This window comes from Streptomyces qaidamensis (genome assembly GCF_001611795.1).
Classification (GTDB): domain Bacteria; phylum Actinomycetota; class Actinomycetes; order Streptomycetales; family Streptomycetaceae; genus Streptomyces; species Streptomyces qaidamensis.
Window position 1 is genome coordinate 529,440 of sequence record NZ_CP015098.1, and the last position, 15,014, is coordinate 544,453.

The window sequence follows — 15,014 nt, forward strand, 5'->3', positions numbered from 1 at the left end:
GGCCTGCGCCGTGGCGTGGCGTGCGGGGTCAGCCGGTCCGGCAGTCGAGGCTCCCGGGATCGACGGCGTCGGCCATCGCCTGCATCCCCTTGTCGTTGGGGTGCAGATGGTCGCCGCCGTCGAAGGCGGGCAGCATCCGTTCGGGGTCGGAGGGGCTGCGCAGGACGCGGTCGAAGTCGGTGACCGCGTCGAACTCGCCGCTGTCGCGGATGAAGGCGTTGACCTGCCGTCGCACCGCTTCCCCGGCGGGGTCCCACTCCTGCCAGCCCTTGTAGGGGGCGATCGTGGCGCCGACGACACACTTCCCGGCCGCGTGCGCCCGGTCGATCAGCTTGCGGTACCCGGCGATCAGCCCGGCGCCCGTGGCACCGGGCTCGGCCTTGATGTCGTTGACGCCCTGGAAGAGGAACACGGTGCGCACGCCCGGCAGGGACAGCGCGTCCCGCTCCATGCGGTTCAGTGCGCTCTGCCCGGGGCCGTCGAGGAGGACCTTGTTCCCTGCGATGCCCGCGTTGGCCACGCCTTGGACCGTGGTGCCGGATGCGGCCAGGCGGCGGGCCAGGTAGTCGGGCCAGCGGCGGTTGCGGTCGGTCGTGGAGTGCCATCCGTCGGTGATGGAGTCCCCGAGGGCGGCCACGGCGCCGGTCCCCTTGCGGGGTCGTACGGTGACGGCGTCGAGGTAGGACCAGGAGCCGGTCCGCCGCTTCCAGTGGGCCGCGCCCTCCTCGGTGGTGTGGTCGCCGTGCGTGGTGTACGACGTCTGCATCGCCATCCAGTGCCCGGTGAGCGCGCCGCCCGCCCGGGGGACGTACAGGCTGACGGCGAGGGTGCGCCCGGCGGGGACGCGGCCGGGCAGCGGGTCGCTGTAGACGATGCCGCCGGCGGGGACGGTGACGGAGCGGGCGCCGCCGAAGGTGAGGCGCCTGTTGCTGCCGGGGACGAGTGCGGCGCCGCGGCGTTGCAGTCCCGCGTGGACGTTGGCGAACGTCACCGGCCGGTCGCCGAAGGCGTTGGACAGCCGCACCCTGAGGCCGCTGCCGCCGACGCTGGTGTGCACCATCAGCCGGTAGCCGCGGTCGTCCACCGCCTCGCCGACGTGGCCCGCGGAGGAGGCCCAGGTGACCACGCCACGCCCGGCCGCCGTCGGGGCGTTGGGCGGCGGGGTCGGCTGGTCCCCCGGAGGTACCGTGCCGCTCCCGCAGCCCAGCGCGACGCAGGTGGAGAGGGCGGCCAGGGCGGCGCGGCAGCGGGGGCGTGCGGTGCGGGGCATCGTCGGCGCTCCTTCGGCCGGTCGGTCGGATGCGGGCGGTGTCGCGGGACGCAGTTCCTGGCGTGCGAGGAACCTGCTGGTCGTCCCGGCGTACGCCACGGTAGTGGTGCGGCCGCCGCCCCTGCGCGGGGTGGTCCCGGCGGGCGTGCCGCGCCACCCCTGCCGGGGGGCCCGGCGGGCGTGCCGCGAAGCTGCGGCCGGGGGGTTCCGGCGGGCGTGCCGCGAAGCTGCGGGGGGGGTCCGGCGGGCGTGCCGCGAAGCTGCGGCCGGGGGGCCCGGCGGGCGTGCCGCGAAGCTGCGTCTGCCGGGTAGGAAACCGCCGCGCACGACGCGCCCGGCACCGGTCGGGGCGACCGCGACGGGAAGGCCGGTGCGGGAACCCCAGTGCTCCGGCGGCCGTTGTCCGGGCAACCGGTCCCGCGCGGGGAGGGCAGGGCGGCACGATGAACGAGTTGGTTCCCGGGGGAAATCTGACCCTCCCCGGCGGTGCGGTGAGCGTCCGGGTGCCCGGGCCGTTCGACGTGTCCGCGCTCGTGACGGACGACGGCGGAAAGGTCCGTGACGACGGCGACTTCGTCTTCTACAACCAGCCGTCGGCGCCGGGAGCCGTCCTGCGGGGCGACACGCTCACCGTGGACCCGCCGGGGCTGCGCACCGGCGCGACGCGGGTCACCGTCGTCGTCAGCCCCTCGGACCCCGCGACCGCGCTCGGCGGCCTGCCCTCCCCCACGCTCCACGTCGCCGACGCGACCGGCAGCGCGCTCGCCCGCTTCACCCCGCCGCCCCCCGGACGGGAGACGGTCCTGCTGCTCGCGGAGCTCTACCGGCGCGGCGGCCACTGGAAGCTGCGTGCCCTGGGCCAGGGGTACGCCGACGGACTGGCGGGCCTCGCGCGGGACTTCGGCGTCGACGTCGTGGACGACACACCCCCCGGCGCTTCCTCCTCCGCTCCCGGCGCCTCCTCCTCCGCCCCCGACCCCGACGGCTTCCTGCCCTTGGTCAACTCCGCGCGGGCCGCGGCCGGTTCACCACACCTCCGCCTGGACCCCCGCCTGGTGGCGGCGGCTCGGGAGCACGCCGCCGCCATGGCCGCCGCGGGGCGGCTCGGCGTCGAGACGCGCGACGGCGTCTCCGTCTACCAGCGTGTCGTCGGTTTGGGATTCAGGTACCTCACCATCGGCGAGCATCTGGTGTCCGGACCGCGCACGGCTGCCGAGTTCGTCGCGTACTGCGTGCGCACGGAAGGGGCCCGGCGCACCCTGCACGACCCGGCGTTCACCCACGCCGGACTCGCCCACGTGCACGACGGCCCGTCCGGTGACACCTTCTGGGCAGCGCTGTGGGCCAGGCCGTTCACGCCGGAGGGGCTGGCCGGCACGGCGGCGGCCGTCGTCGATCTCACCAACCGGGAGCGAGCCGGGGCCGGGCTCCCGCCCCTGGCCGCCGACCCGTTGCTCACCGCGGCCGCCCAGGCGCACAGCGCGGACATGGTGGCCCGCGCCTTCTACGCGCACACCGCCCCCGACGGTTCCCAGCCCTGGGACCGGGCCGCCGCGGCCGGTTCGACCCGGCGTGCCATCGGCGAGAACATCGCCTGCGGCCAGCGTTCCCCCGCCGACGTCGTGGAGGGCTGGATGAACAGTCCCGGCCACCGGGCCAACATGCTCAGCCCCGGCTTCACCCACATCGGCATCGGCTTCGCCGGCGGCGGCCGGGCCGGCACGTACTGGACGCAGCTCTTCGGCGGCTGACGCCGGCGACCGCGCTGCGGGACCCGGTCTCCCGCGATCTTGGCGGAGGGAGACGCTCCGGGCGAGGATGCCGGTATGAAGGGTGACCTCTTTTCCAGTGAGCACATGGTGCAGCCGGCCGTGGCGCCGGGTATGACGATCGAGAACTCCAAGTGCCTCCGGTACACGGTGAACGGCGAGATGCTCGCCCGGCAGGGCGCGATGATCTCCTACCGGGGCAACCTCCAGTTCGAGCGCAAGGGCCAGGGCGTGGGCGGCATGCTCAAGCGCGCGGTCACCGGCGAGGGACTGCCGCTGATGGCGGTGCGCGGGCAGGGCGAGGCCTGGTTCGCGCACGAGGCGCAGAACTGCTTCATCGTCGACGTCGAGCCCGGTGACGAGTTCACGGTCAACGGCCGCAACGTCCTGTGTTTCGACGCCACGTTGTCGTACCGCATCGCGACCGTGAAGGGCGCCGGCATCACCGGCGGCGGCCTGTTCAACAGCGTCTTCACCGGGCACGGCAAGCTGGGCCTGGTGTGCGAGGGCAATCCGCTCGTCATCCCCGTCTCGCCGCAGTACCCGGTGTACGTCGACACCGACGCGGTCGTCGGCTGGACCGCGGGCCTGCAGACCTCGCTGCACCGCTCCCAGTCCATCGGCTCCATGCTGCGCGGCGGCTCCGGCGAGGCCGTGCAACTGCTGCTCCAGGGCGAGGGCTACGTCGTCGTCCGGCCGAGCGAGGCGACACCGCAGAAAGCCGGCCAGCACTGAATGCCGGTCGGGTGATCTGCACCTCAGAGGCAACCCGGTCCGTGCCGCCTACGTCTTGACCGGCAACAGGTGATGCCCTGGCCCTTGCGGCCAGGGCAGGTTTCCATCCTTCTATACGCACCATGTATACCCACCATGTATACATGGTGGGTATACGGACCGAAAGGCATCGATGTACGGCAAGGCATTCGCCCCGGAGTACCAGGGCGCGCTCACCACCCTGTCCGTCAACTCCTCACTGACCGACGTCCTGGCCGCCGGTACCGAGCAGTTGAGGGCGGCAGAGCGCGCCGGGCAGCCCGGGGAGGCGGCGCGCTCCGGGCTCGCGGTGGCCGAGGCGCACCGCCGGCTGGGCCGGGTCGAGGACGCGGACCGGGCCTGGAAGGCGAGCTACCGCGCGGCCCGGCAGGCCGGGGACGTCGGGGCGATGGCCTGGGCGCTGTGGAGCGGCGGCACACTGGCCCGGCAGCGAGGGGAGCTCCGGCTGGCCCGCAGGCTGCTCCAGCTGGCTGCCGACCTCGGTGAACGCGGCGGAGACATCGTCGTCCGCGGCTACTCGCTGGCCGGCCTGGCCGAGACCGGCCGCATCCAGGGCGACTACGAGGCCGTCGGCCGGCTGCACGAGCAGTTGCTCGCCGAGGCCCGGCGGCGCGGTGAGGCACGGCACACGGTGTGGGCGCTGGAGGGCATCGCCCAGATGCACCGCAACACCGGGCGCTACGGCACGGCGTACGCGCTGTTCGAGGAGGCCGCCGAGATCGCCGCCCGGGCCGACGACCGGCGCGGCCACGCCTGGGCGCTGCGCGGGCTGGCCGATGTGGTGTCGGTGCGCGACGGCGACACCGAGCGGGCCCTGGAGCTGCTGAGCGAGGCGGAGACGGCGTGCCGCGCGATGCGGCTGTCCAGCGCGCTGGCCTACAACCACAAGATGCGCGGCAACGTCCTGTACCGGGCGGGGCGTTACGCGCAGGCACGCGGGCTGTACGAGCAGGCGCTCGAAGAGTTCCGGGAGATGAGCGAGCCCCGCGGGGAGGCGCTGTCGCGGCTGGGACTCGCCAAGTCCCTGGCCCGCCTGGGCCGCGCCCCTGACGAGACGGCGGCCGAACTGGCCGACCTCGCCGGTCTGCTGGAGCGCATCGGCCTGCAGCACGCCCGCCGGATGGTGGCCCGGGCCCACGAGGAGCTCGGCATACCGGCGGCCGGGCAGGCGACGGAGGCGGGACGGTGACGGCGCTGCCGACGACGGTGAGGACGGCGACGGTGAAGACGGTGAAGGCGGCGCCGGCTGTCAGCTCCGGCCGCAGTGCCCCGGCCGCTCGGACGGCACGGCCGGGCGAGCTGCGTGATCTCGCGGTCGGCGTCGACGACATCCCCCAGGTCCTCCGCCGGTGCCGCGCCCTGGTCCGGCCGGCCCTGGAAGAAGCCGTCGGACGGCTGCACCCCTGGGTCGGTGAGATGGCCGCGTACTCCTTCGGCTGGTGCGAGGTCGGCGGCGCACCGGCCGTCGCCTCCGGCGGCAAGGGCGTACGGCAGGCGCTCGCGGTGCTCGGGGCCGAGGCGGCGGGTGCTCCGGGACGGGCCGGGGTGGCGGCTGCCGTCGCGGTGGAACTGGTGCACACCTTCTCCCTGCTGCACGACGACATCATGGACGGCGACACGGACCGGCGGGGCCGCCCGACCGTGTGGAAGGCCTACGGCACCGGGCCCGCGGTGCTCGCGGGCGACGCCCTGTTCGCCCTGGCCGTCGAGACCCTCGCCGTGCAACCGCGAGGAGCGGGGGCCGTTCGCACGCTCTCCGCGGCGCTGGGTGACCTCGTGCGCGGGCAGGCGGACGACCTGCTGTTCGCCGACCGCCCGTGGACGGGGCCGGAGCGGGTGGGGCCGGACGAGTACCGGGCGATGGCCGAGCGCAAGACGGGCGCCCTGCTGGGCTGCGCGGCGGCGCTGGGTGCCGTGCTCGGGGGCGCCGGCCCTGAGACGGCCGCCGCGCTCGACCGGGCGGGCCGGCATCTCGGGGTCGCGTTCCAGATCGTCGACGACGTGCTGGGGATCTGGGGCGATCCCCGTGTCACCGGCAAGCCGGTCCACGGTGATCTGCGCGAGCGGAAGAAGACGTTCCCGGTGCTGGTGGCACTAGGCTCCCCGCTGGGCGGCCGCGTCGCAGCACTCCTGGAGACGGGGGATGCGCCGGAGACGGCCGCGGCGCTGATCGAGGAGGCGGGCGGCCGTTCGGCGGCGATGACGGAGGCCCGACGGCACATCGCAGCCGTCGAGACAGCGCTCGCCGGGGCACCGTTGGCCGCAGGGCCCGCCGCCGGCCTGCGGTCGCTGCTCGCCTACCTGGTACGGCGCGACACCTGAACCGACGCGAACAGCACCGGCTCGCGCCGTCGCCGGGGCGGCCGCCGCCGCAGGCGCGGCCCGCCTCCGGGCGGACAGGGGCGCTCCGACGGGGTCGACGGGCGCGGGGCAATCACCCTGCGCGGCACCTCAGCCATCTGATACGGCCTGCGGAGCGGGCGAGGACGATCCCCCGTACCGGCCCAGCACACCCGGCCGGGCGGGCACTCCGCGCAACCGGACTCCGCGCACGGCCACCCCGCCCCACCCCTGCCACGGTCTACGGCGCGACACCTGACCGACGCGAGGCCTTCGGGCGGGCAGGGGTGCTCCGGCGAGGCCGACAGGCGCGGGGCGAGCACCAGGCTCACCACCTGAGCCGATGTGAAACGCCCTGCGAAGGCGGGCAAAGGGTCCCGGTACCGGCCCGGCACACCCGGCCGGGCGGGCACTCCGCGCAGCCGGGGCGCTCCCCCACTCGCACCGCTTTGACCCCGCCCCCTCCCCCGCGTCAGGGTTCGACACGGCGCGTTCCGCGACCCCGCGCCGGGAGGATGGCTGCCATGATCGGCATCTCGAAGATCCAGGCCATGGCCGGGCGGATCGCCGGGCACGTCGTACGCACCCCGACGGTGGACAGCCCGGGACTGTCGGAGCTGCTCGGCGCGCCGGTCACCGCCAAGCTCGAACTGCTGCAACGCACAGGTTCGTTCAAGGCGCGCGGGGCGACGGCGAAGCTGCTGTCGCTGGGCGCGGCCGAGCGGGCCGCCGGGGTGGTGGCGGTCAGCGGCGGCAACCACGGGATCGCCCTGGCGGTCATGGCCGCGGCCCTCGATGTGAAGGCGACAGTGGTGATGCCGCGCTCGGCTCCCGCCCGTGCCGTGGAGATCGCGGAGGCGGCCGGCGCGTCGGTGCGGCTGACCGACGACATGGACGGCGCGTTCGCGCTCATGACGCGGCTCCAGCAGGAGGGGCTGTCCCTGGTCCACCCCTTCGACGACCCGGTGGTGATCGCCGGGCAGGGCACGGTCGGGCTGGAGTTCGCCGAGGACGCCGGTGAGCTCACCGACGTCCTCGTGAGCATCGGGGGCGGCGGTCTGATCGCCGGTGTCGCCGCCGCGCTGTCGGCCCGCCGGCCCGGGGTGCGGGTGTGGGGCGTGGAGACCGAGGGCGCGCAGGCCATGTCCGAGGCGCTGGCGGCGGGCGGCCCGTTGCCGGTCGCCCTGTCGTCGATCGTCTCCACCCTCAGCGCCCCGGCCGTGTCGCAGCTGACGTACGACCATGTCTCGGCCCTGGTCACCGAGGTTCTCGTGGTTCCGGACCGGGAGGCCGTGCAGGGCTCCCTCGACCTGGCCGACCACGCCAAGGTGTGGGCCGAACCGGCGGCCGGCTGCCTGCTTCCCGCCGCCCGGCAGGTCCTGGAGCGGGTCGGCGACGGTGCCCGGCTCGGTCTGGTGGTGTGCGGGGGCAACGTGACGACGGGCGACCTGTTCGCCTGGTCGCGTCGCTTCGGTCTGCGCTGACGATCCGGCCGCTGCCCGGGGAATCCTCCGCGGAATTCATCGGAGGGCTCGGAGTTCAGACGTTGTACACGTCCGCATTTACCGCCGGTTACTACCAGGCCGGGCCGGAATTCCCTAATCACGGCCTGCCTCGGGCGAATTCCTCGCGCCCGTGGCGGCCCGGGCGGCCGAGGTGAACCGCACCCGAGTTCGCGAAAGACCGTTTCCTCTCGCACACGTGATCCCATCTCTTGAACAAAAGACAGGAATGAGCACGGAGTTGCGATCCGATTGAACGCGGACGGGCTCACTCCCCGTACCTCTGGAAAAGGTGAGAGCCAGGTTTCCAGCGAGGGATGGCCATGGGCAGGGCGCACGTCTCCACACACCAGTTGGTCGCCGGCCGCTACCGGCTGCTCGAGATCATCCAGCGGGAGACCAACCGCATCTGCTGGTACGCCGAGGACACCGGGACCGGCGAGATCTCCCGCCCGTGCCTCGTGACCCAGATCGGGCTGCCGGAGGATCCGCGCGGGGCCGAGCGCCGGGCCGCGGCCCGCCTGCTGCGCACGACCGAGAACATGGCGCTGCTATGCCCCGGCCGCATCGCCACGGTCGTCGACGCCGCGGAGGAGGCCGGCGCCCTGTGGACGGTCAACGAGTGGATCGACGGCACCCCCCTCGGCGAACTCCTCTCGGAGCAGGGCACGTTCAACTACGTGCGGGCGGCGCGGATCGGTCTGGAACTGCTCGACGTGCTGGACGCCGCGCACGCCCAGGGCATCACACACGGCGAGCTCAGCCCGGGCCAGGTGTTCGCACGCGAGGACCACTCGGTCGTCGTCACCGGCTTCGGCCTGGCCGGCGCGACCCTCGCACCGCGTCTGACGGCACCGGCGTACGCGTCCCCGGAGCAGGCCCGCGACCAGCGCATCGGTCCCGCGGCCGATCTGTGGGCGCTGGGCGCGATCCTGTACACGATGGTCGAGGGGCGCCCGCCCTTCCGGGACCGGGGGCGTCCGGAGAACACCCTGAAGGGCGTGGACCGGCTGCCGCTGCGCACGCCGGTGCGCGCCGGGCCGCTCACCCAGGTCGTGCAGGGGCTGCTCCGCAAGGACTCACGGGAGCGGCTGACCCGCCCGGTCGTGCGTGAGGCGCTGACCCGCGCGCTCAGCGAGGACCCCGAGGCGGCCCTGGCCGCGGCGCCGGTCCCGCGGCTGCGCGGCGCCTACGCCGGGATGCGGCCGGGGAGCCCGGCGTGGAGCAGACGGACCATGGTGGCGGGGACGGCCCTGGCCGTCGTCACCGTCGCGGTCGCCGTGCTCGCCGCGACCCAGGGGCTGCCCGGCACGGACGGCGGAAGCGACGCGGCCGAATCGCCGGCCCGGCCGCCGGCTTCCACCGCCACACCGGGCGAGGGCACCGGTGGTGACAGCCCCGATCCGTCGGGGCCGCCCAGTCCGCCCCAGTCTCCCTCCCCCACCCCCACTCCGTCGTCCCCGTCCCCCACTCCCACTCCCACGCCAACAGCGTCCGCCCCGGCCACGGCCCTGCCGCCCGGCTTCCAGCGCTACCGGGCGGCGGAGGGCTTCTCCGTCGCCCTGCCCGAGGGCTGGAAGCGGCTGGACACCGACCGCGACGGTGGTGCGTACCGGGTCGTCTTCGGTGCCAAGGGAGACGACCGCACGCTGGCCGTCACCTACAGCGAGCAGGCGGGCCCGGACCCCGTGGCCGTGTGGCGGGACGACGTCGAGCCGAACCTCAAGCAGGCCGACGACTACGACCGGATCGGAGCGATCCGCGCGACGACGTACCAGGGCCGCGAGGCCGCCGACATGGAGTGGACCGCGCACGTCGACGGCGCCCGGGTGCACACCCTCGGCCGGGGTGTCCTGCTGGGCGGCGGCCGGAGTTTCTCGCTGCGCTGGACGACCCCGGACGCCGACTGGGAGGCCGCCGCCAACCAGGAGGCGCTGCGCACGTTCTTCACGACCTTCCGGCCCGGGTCAGACTGAGCGGCGCGGGGCGCACAGGGTGCTGAGCCGTCCGTCGTGCAGCGGCTGGGTGCGCCAGGACGCGGTGAGCGTCCGGTCGGCGAGGGAGCAGGTCAGTGCCAGGCGGTGCGGGGTCTCCAGGAACACCACCTCCACCGCGAGCGTGCCGGCATCGGTCCAGCCGCCGCTCACCGCGGTCGGGGCGGGTTCCTCGGCGACCGTCCAGCCCTCCCCCGCGAGACGCAGGGTGAGCCGGTCCGGGCGGTCGGGCCGGTCACCTTCCCCGGTGAGGGTGAGCGTCCAGCCGTCCGCGTCCCGGTCGAGCCCGGCCGACCGGACCGGCCCGGTTTCCACGGAGGGCGTGAACACGGTAGCCGTCCAGTCCCGCTCCCGCTCCGGGGGTGCGGGACGGCCCGGCGCGGGCGGCAGCGCGAGCCGGCCGAGGCGCTCCCGCAGCTCCGCGTCGGCGGCTTCGCGGCCGGTCGGCGGCTCGGGTCCGAAGGCGGGCAGCAGATGCTCCCAGACCAGGTTCAGGTACTCCTGCATCCGCTCGGTCGCCGCGGTCGCCGCGATGACCACGTCGTGCTCCGGCAGCACCAGGCAGAACTGGCCGTAGGCGCCGTCCCCCCGGTAGCCGTGCCGGGACGTCCAGAACTGGTAGCCGTAGCCCTGGTGCCAGTCCTGCAGGTCCGCGTCTCCCATGGCTCCGGCGGTGGGGGTGCGGGGTCGCGAGGCCCGGGCCGCCCACCCCGCGGGCAGCAGGCGCTCGCCCTCCCAGAGTCCGTCGTTCAGATACAGCTGGCCGAGCCGGGCCACCGCGTCGGTGGTGGCGTACAGACCGCTGAAGCCGAGCTCGCGGCCGGTGCGGTCCCGTCGCCAGACCACCTCGCCGATGCCCAGCGGATCCAGCAGCCGGGGCCGAAGGTACTCGGTGAGCGGCTGCCCGCTCCTGCGCTGGACGATCGCGGCGAGGGTGTAGGTGGTGGGCTGGTTGTAGGCGAAGACGGTGCCGGGGTCGCCGTCCGGCGGCAGCAGGAGGAACCCGCGGACGGGCTCGGCGGGGTCACCCCCGTAGGCCTCGTCGACGGTCTCACCCCGGTGGCCGCTGGCCATGGACGCCACGTGCCGGACGAGCACGGCCCGGCTGCGCGGATCGGTGATGTCGGCCTCGAACTCCGGGAAGTACGAGATCACTGGCGCGTCGAAGTCGAGCAGCCCCTCGGCCTCGGCCAGGGCGGCCGCGGTCCCGGTGAAGCTCTTGCTGAGCGAATACTGCAGGTGGAGGCGTTCGGCGGTGTAGGGCGCCCACCAGCCGGAGGCCACCAGGTGCCCGTGCCGCATGATCATCAGGCTGTGCGGCTCGATCTCGGGGGCGGCTTCGAGGGCGTCGAGGAAGGCGTGGACGCCGGAGGCGTCGACACCCTGGGCGGCCGGACCGGAAGTCGGCAGGGGGGAAGCACTCATGGATGCATCCTGCACCCGTCGGCGACCTTGATCGAGCTGTTTCCGGGCCCGCTGTCAGGGGACTCGCCGGTCATGGTGCAAATCGGATACACGATGATGACCGAGCAGGCCGGCCCCCGTGACCTCGTCAACCACGTGGTCCGGGCCGAGGAGGCCGGCTTCGACTTCTCGGTGACCTCCGACCACTACTTCCCGTGGCTGCGCTCGCAGGGCCATTCGCCGTACGCGTGGGCCGTGCTCGGCGCGGCCGCCCAGGCCACGTCACGTATCCCGCTGATGACGTACGTGACGTGCCCGACGTTCCGCTACCACCCCGCGGTGGTGGCGCAGAAGGCGGCGACGCTGCAGTTGCTGTCCGAGGGCCGGTTCCGGCTGGGACTGGGCTCGGGCGAGAACCTCAACGAGCACGTCGTGGGCGGCGGCTGGCCCTCCGTCGATGTACGGCACGAGATGTTCGAGGAGGCCGTGGAGATCATCCGCGCCCTCTTCAAGGGCGGGCACGTCAACCATCGCGGCACGCACTTCGACGTGGAATCGGCCCGGCTGTGGGACCTGCCGGACGAGGCGCCGCCGATCGGTGTCGCCGTGTCGGGTGAGCGGTCGTGTGAACTCGCGGGGCGGCTCGGTGACCTGGTGATCGCCACGGAGCCCAAGGCCGGGCTGCTGGAGGCTTTCGACCGGCACGGCGGCCAGGGCAAGCCCCGGGTCGGCCAGCTGCCGGTCTGCTACGACCCCGACCGGGACACGGCCGTCAAGCGGGCGCACTCCCAGTTCCGCTGGTTCGGCAGTGGCTGGAAGGTCAACTCGGAGCTGCCCCACCCGGATTCCTTCGAGGCGGCGACCCAGTTCGTCACGCAGGACGACGTCGCCGACGCCATCCCGTGCGGTGACGACCCGGACGCGTTCGTCGAGGCCGTCCGCCCGTACGCCGAAGCCGGGTTCACCGAGGTCGCCCTCGTCCAGATCGGTGGCGAGTCACAGTCGGCGTATCTGGACTGGTCGGAGAAGACGCTGCTGCCCGCGCTGCGCGACGCGTTCGGCTGAAGCTCTCGGCCAGCGCCTCGACGGCCTCTTCCGCCGACCGAGCCCTCCGCCCCGGAGGGCTCTTCTTCACGATGGCGCTCACCCGCTGGGCCTCCTCCGCCGTGGGCAGGAACCCGGCGAGCAGCAGCGGCAGCACCAGCCGCCGGACGAGCACTTCGCTCTCCGAGGTGACCTGCGGCCTGCGCACCACCGAGACGTTGACCCGGATCGCGTGTTCGTTGCCGGGCGGGACGCCGGGGCGGTCCGTCTCGATCGCGGCGTAGCGGAAGCCGTGCGCCAGGTCGCAGGCCGGGCAGCCGGCCGGGCCTCGGGCGAGCCGGCCGCCGCAGTCGGGGCACACCAGCCGGTCGAGGGCGGCGTCCACGATCCGCCAGTCGTGCCGGTGCGGTTCGGCCGCGACCATTCCGGCCAGCGCCCTCTCTTGATCGCCGCCCGCGACGGTGTCCCACTGGCGCAGGAAGGCGGCCCACGCCCCCTCGACGACGCCGTCCACGAGGACACGGCAGACGGCACAGGCGGGGGCACCTCCGTGCACGTGACCGCCGCACTGCGTACAGCGGCGCAGCGTGACGTCCGTCTCCTGTCGCACCATGCCCAGCATCGTCGCGCACGCGCGCCCGGTGGGGACAACGGTTTTCGGACGGGCCCCCGCCTGGGGGTGAACAACGAGGTCAGCGGGTGCCGCTAGGCTTCCGTGCGCACCTCGTGCCGTCCCGTCCGCCCCGCCTCAGGAGAGTCGTCCGTGACCGTTGCCATCACTCCGCCCGAGACGTCCCCCGCCGCCCCGGCGCCCGTCTCCGACCCCATCGCGCGGGACGCGCGGGAGTTCGGGGCCTACGCCCGGACCGGCGGGTGGGCCTTCGGGCTGAAGGTGGCGCGCAGTGTGCGGCCCGGCGGGCAGGGCGCGGACGAGACGCCGAAGGTGTCCGCGAGGGAGTTCGCGGAACTCGCCGGCTGCTCCCCGGAGCGGGTCATGCGCTACTACAAGGCGTGGGACCGGGCGGCCGACGACGGGATGGTCCCGCACTTCGAGGCGCTGACGCCCGGTCAGGAGGTAGACCTGCCGGACGCCGACGTGTGGCTGAGCTACTACGTCTCCCGCAACAGCGCGACCTCCGAGCGCGGCACCGCCATCAGCGAGGCCGCCGAGGCGGAGGGAATCCGGCCCACGAAGGCCCTGGAGGTCGCGGAGAACCCCACCGCCCTGCGCGCCGCGATCCTCGCCGACCCCTCCACCGCCCGCGCGGCCCGTCAGGCCCTGCTGGACCGGGTCCGCGAGGACCCCGACCTCCAGTCGGAGCTGGCCCGGGACGTGGTGCGCACCGACGAGCTGAAGAAGGCCGTCGCCGGGGAGAGCAGGGCCGCCGACCGGATCGGCTATGTGCGCCAGATCGCCGAGTCGGGGCAGATCAGGACGCCCGCCGGGCAGACCGTCGACGCGCCCGCCGATCTGCGGCAGGAGGCCGAGCGGCACCTGTCGCTCCTCGACGAGCTGGACGAGGGCGAGGACGCCGGCGAGTGGGCCGCCGAGGCCTACGACACGATGAAGTCCCTCGTCGTCGAGGTCGTGGAGACCGATCCCGGGCTGCGGGTGCAGGAGCGGCGCACGAAGTTCTACAGCAGCCTGCAGAAGGCGACCAAGGTGTTCGAGGAGCTGACCTTCGACGACGCCGGGGAGTTCTACGAGGACGACATGGTGCAGCGTCTGGAGGATCTGCAGCGGGCCGTCGCCGTCTGCATCGAGTCGCTGCGCGGTGCTCGCGGGAATCACCCGGTCGGCTGAGCATTCCGGCGGGATCGGGGGTACTAGAGGGCTCTACGTCGGTTCTTCCCGGAGGCCCCCTCGTGAACTCGTTCGTCCACAAGACCCTGGTGGTGCAGCTCCAGGCGGGTGACACGGACCGTTTCTCCGTGCTCGCGCACCTGAGCTACGACGCCGCGGACCCGTTCGCCGTCACCGTGGTCTTCAGCCACGACGGCCGCGTTCTCGCCCGGTGGCAGCTTGACCGGGAGATGCTCGGTGAGGCGCTGCGGCGTCCGGTGGGGGTGGGCGACGTGCGGATGCGCCCTCAGGCGCGGGGCATGTGGCAGGAGCTGCGCATGGAGTTCCTCGGCGACGCCCGCGCCGACGGGGGACGGCATCACGCGGTGGTGTTCGCGTGGGCGCCGGGGTTCGCCGCGTTCCTGCGCGAGACGTACGAGGTGGTGCAGCCGGGCCGCGAGGAGGTGCACGTCGACGACTTCCTGGCGGGCGTCCTCGCCGGGGGCTGAAGCAGGGCGAACTGTTTCGCGAGGAGCCCGCTGCCGGCCGGCAGCGGGCTCCGTACCGTCACCTCGACGTGTATCGGTGCCGCGTCCACAGCGGCAGGACGAACCAGCACAGCAGGTACCAGGCGACCACCCCGGCGACGAGGAAGGGCACGAAGCCGTCGTGCGTGGCCACGCGCAGGATCAGCAGCAGCGAAGAGGTCGTCGTGGCGAGCAGCAGCACGAGGCCGAGCAGGGTGAGCCGGGAGGCCAGCTGCACCGCCTGGGGCTTGACGCGCCGCCCGGAGACGAGGCGGTGCAGGGACACCGGGCCTATGAGCGCCCCGGTCGCGCAGGCGCCCAGGACGACCGTCACGAGGTAGATCGTCTGGTCGGTGCCGGAGAGGTCGTCGTACTTCTCGGTGAACACCACGGTGAGCAGAAAGCCGAACAGGATCTGTACGCCCATCTGCGCTACGCGGACCTCCTGGATGAGCTCCTGCCACATCCGGTCCGCTCTCTCCTCCTCCGTCTCGTTGCGCCCCCGGCGCATCGCCCCGCCCTCTGCCGCGTCCACCACTGTTTCCTCCCGGTGAGAGACCTGAGCCCTCCTCTTTCCCGGGTTCCCCGTAACAACTCGTCGTCCCGG

Annotated in this window: 13 protein-coding genes; 9 read left to right on the forward strand and 4 right to left on the reverse strand. The window is 73.7% G+C overall.

Annotated features, from left to right (window positions below; all coding sequences use genetic code 11):
* Positions 1-28: 28 nt before the first annotated feature.
* The gene (locus tag A4E84_RS02340; RefSeq protein WP_062924933.1) at positions 29-1,270 is read right to left on the reverse strand and encodes an SGNH/GDSL hydrolase family protein; all 1,242 of its coding nucleotides are present in this window, start codon (positions 1,268-1,270) and stop codon (positions 29-31) included.
* 443 nt (positions 1,271-1,713) lie between these two features.
* On the opposite strand from A4E84_RS02340, the gene A4E84_RS02345 reads away from it, so the two are divergent.
* From A4E84_RS02345 to A4E84_RS02370, 6 genes are all read left to right on the forward strand, one after another.
* Positions 1,714-3,021: a CAP domain-containing protein gene (locus A4E84_RS02345; RefSeq protein WP_062924934.1), complete on the forward strand. Its 1,308-nt coding sequence runs from the start codon at positions 1,714-1,716 to the stop codon at positions 3,019-3,021.
* 75 nt (positions 3,022-3,096) lie between these two features.
* Positions 3,097-3,774, forward strand: coding sequence for an AIM24 family protein (locus A4E84_RS02350; protein ID WP_062924935.1), 678 nt, complete (start codon positions 3,097-3,099; stop codon positions 3,772-3,774).
* A gap of 172 nt (positions 3,775-3,946) precedes the next feature.
* Positions 3,947-5,002 carry a tetratricopeptide repeat protein gene (locus tag A4E84_RS02355; protein WP_062924936.1) on the forward strand — a complete coding sequence of 352 codons (1,056 nt, stop codon included), beginning with the start codon at positions 3,947-3,949 and terminating at the stop codon, positions 5,000-5,002.
* A complete protein-coding gene (locus A4E84_RS02360) occupies positions 4,999-6,135 on the forward strand; it encodes a polyprenyl synthetase family protein (RefSeq protein ID WP_418082165.1) in 1,137 nt (378 codons plus the stop codon). The genes A4E84_RS02355 and A4E84_RS02360 overlap by 4 nt, the downstream gene beginning before the upstream one ends.
* A gap of 542 nt (positions 6,136-6,677) precedes the next feature.
* Positions 6,678-7,637: a threonine/serine dehydratase gene (locus A4E84_RS02365; protein WP_062924937.1), complete on the forward strand. Its 960-nt coding sequence runs from the start codon at positions 6,678-6,680 to the stop codon at positions 7,635-7,637.
* A 341-nt stretch (positions 7,638-7,978) separates the two neighbouring features.
* The gene (locus tag A4E84_RS02370; protein ID WP_062931246.1) at positions 7,979-9,631 is read left to right on the forward strand and encodes a protein kinase domain-containing protein; all 1,653 of its coding nucleotides are present in this window, start codon (positions 7,979-7,981) and stop codon (positions 9,629-9,631) included.
* Here the strand turns inward: A4E84_RS02370 and A4E84_RS02375 are convergent.
* Entirely contained in the window at positions 9,623-11,074 is a 1,452-nt protein-coding gene (locus tag A4E84_RS02375; protein WP_062924938.1) for a serine hydrolase domain-containing protein, read from the reverse strand. The genes A4E84_RS02370 and A4E84_RS02375 overlap by 9 nt on opposite strands.
* 72 nt (positions 11,075-11,146) lie before the next feature.
* On the opposite strand from A4E84_RS02375, the gene A4E84_RS02380 reads away from it, so the two are divergent.
* The gene (locus A4E84_RS02380) at positions 11,147-12,118 is read left to right on the forward strand and encodes an LLM class F420-dependent oxidoreductase (protein WP_062924939.1); all 972 of its coding nucleotides are present in this window, start codon (positions 11,147-11,149) and stop codon (positions 12,116-12,118) included.
* Here A4E84_RS02380 and A4E84_RS40265 read toward each other — a convergent pair.
* Positions 12,015-12,710 carry a hypothetical protein gene (locus A4E84_RS40265; RefSeq protein WP_079129324.1) on the reverse strand — a complete coding sequence of 232 codons (696 nt, stop codon included), beginning with the start codon at positions 12,708-12,710 and terminating at the stop codon, positions 12,015-12,017. The two genes, A4E84_RS02380 and A4E84_RS40265, sit on opposite strands and share 104 nt — an antisense overlap.
* A gap of 150 nt (positions 12,711-12,860) precedes the next feature.
* Between A4E84_RS40265 and A4E84_RS02395 the strand changes: the two genes are divergently transcribed.
* Both A4E84_RS02395 and A4E84_RS02400 read left to right on the forward strand, forming a co-directional pair.
* Entirely contained in the window at positions 12,861-13,901 is a 1,041-nt protein-coding gene (locus tag A4E84_RS02395; RefSeq protein ID WP_174569399.1) for a hypothetical protein, read from the forward strand.
* A gap of 62 nt (positions 13,902-13,963) precedes the next feature.
* Complete coding sequence (locus tag A4E84_RS02400; protein ID WP_062924942.1) at positions 13,964-14,389, forward strand: SsgA family sporulation/cell division regulator; 426 nt, start codon at positions 13,964-13,966, stop codon at positions 14,387-14,389.
* A gap of 58 nt (positions 14,390-14,447) precedes the next feature.
* On the opposite strand, the gene A4E84_RS02405 is transcribed toward A4E84_RS02400, so the two are convergent.
* Positions 14,448-14,945 carry a DUF6328 family protein gene (locus tag A4E84_RS02405; protein ID WP_062924943.1) on the reverse strand — a complete coding sequence of 166 codons (498 nt, stop codon included), beginning with the start codon at positions 14,943-14,945 and terminating at the stop codon, positions 14,448-14,450.
* Positions 14,946-15,014: the final 69 nt, after the last annotated feature.

Excerpts from the sequence above, each read along its gene's own strand:
- A4E84_RS02340 (WP_062924933.1), bottom strand. The coding sequence starts at position 1,270 with ATGCCCCGCACCGCACGCCCCCGCTGCCGCGCCGCCCTGGCCGCCCTC.
- A4E84_RS02345 (WP_062924934.1), top strand. The coding sequence starts at position 1,714 with ATGAACGAGTTGGTTCCCGGGGGAAATCTGACCCTCCCCGGCGGTGCG.
- A4E84_RS02350 (WP_062924935.1), top strand. The coding sequence starts at position 3,097 with ATGAAGGGTGACCTCTTTTCCAGTGAGCACATGGTGCAGCCGGCCGTG.
- A4E84_RS02355 (WP_062924936.1), top strand. The coding sequence starts at position 3,947 with ATGTACGGCAAGGCATTCGCCCCGGAGTACCAGGGCGCGCTCACCACC.
- A4E84_RS02365 (WP_062924937.1), top strand. The coding sequence starts at position 6,678 with ATGATCGGCATCTCGAAGATCCAGGCCATGGCCGGGCGGATCGCCGGG.
- A4E84_RS02370 (WP_062931246.1), top strand. The coding sequence starts at position 7,979 with ATGGGCAGGGCGCACGTCTCCACACACCAGTTGGTCGCCGGCCGCTAC.
- A4E84_RS02375 (WP_062924938.1), bottom strand. The coding sequence starts at position 11,074 with ATGAGTGCTTCCCCCCTGCCGACTTCCGGTCCGGCCGCCCAGGGTGTC.
- A4E84_RS02380 (WP_062924939.1), top strand. The coding sequence starts at position 11,147 with ATGGTGCAAATCGGATACACGATGATGACCGAGCAGGCCGGCCCCCGT.
- A4E84_RS40265 (WP_079129324.1), bottom strand. The coding sequence starts at position 12,710 with ATGGTGCGACAGGAGACGGACGTCACGCTGCGCCGCTGTACGCAGTGC.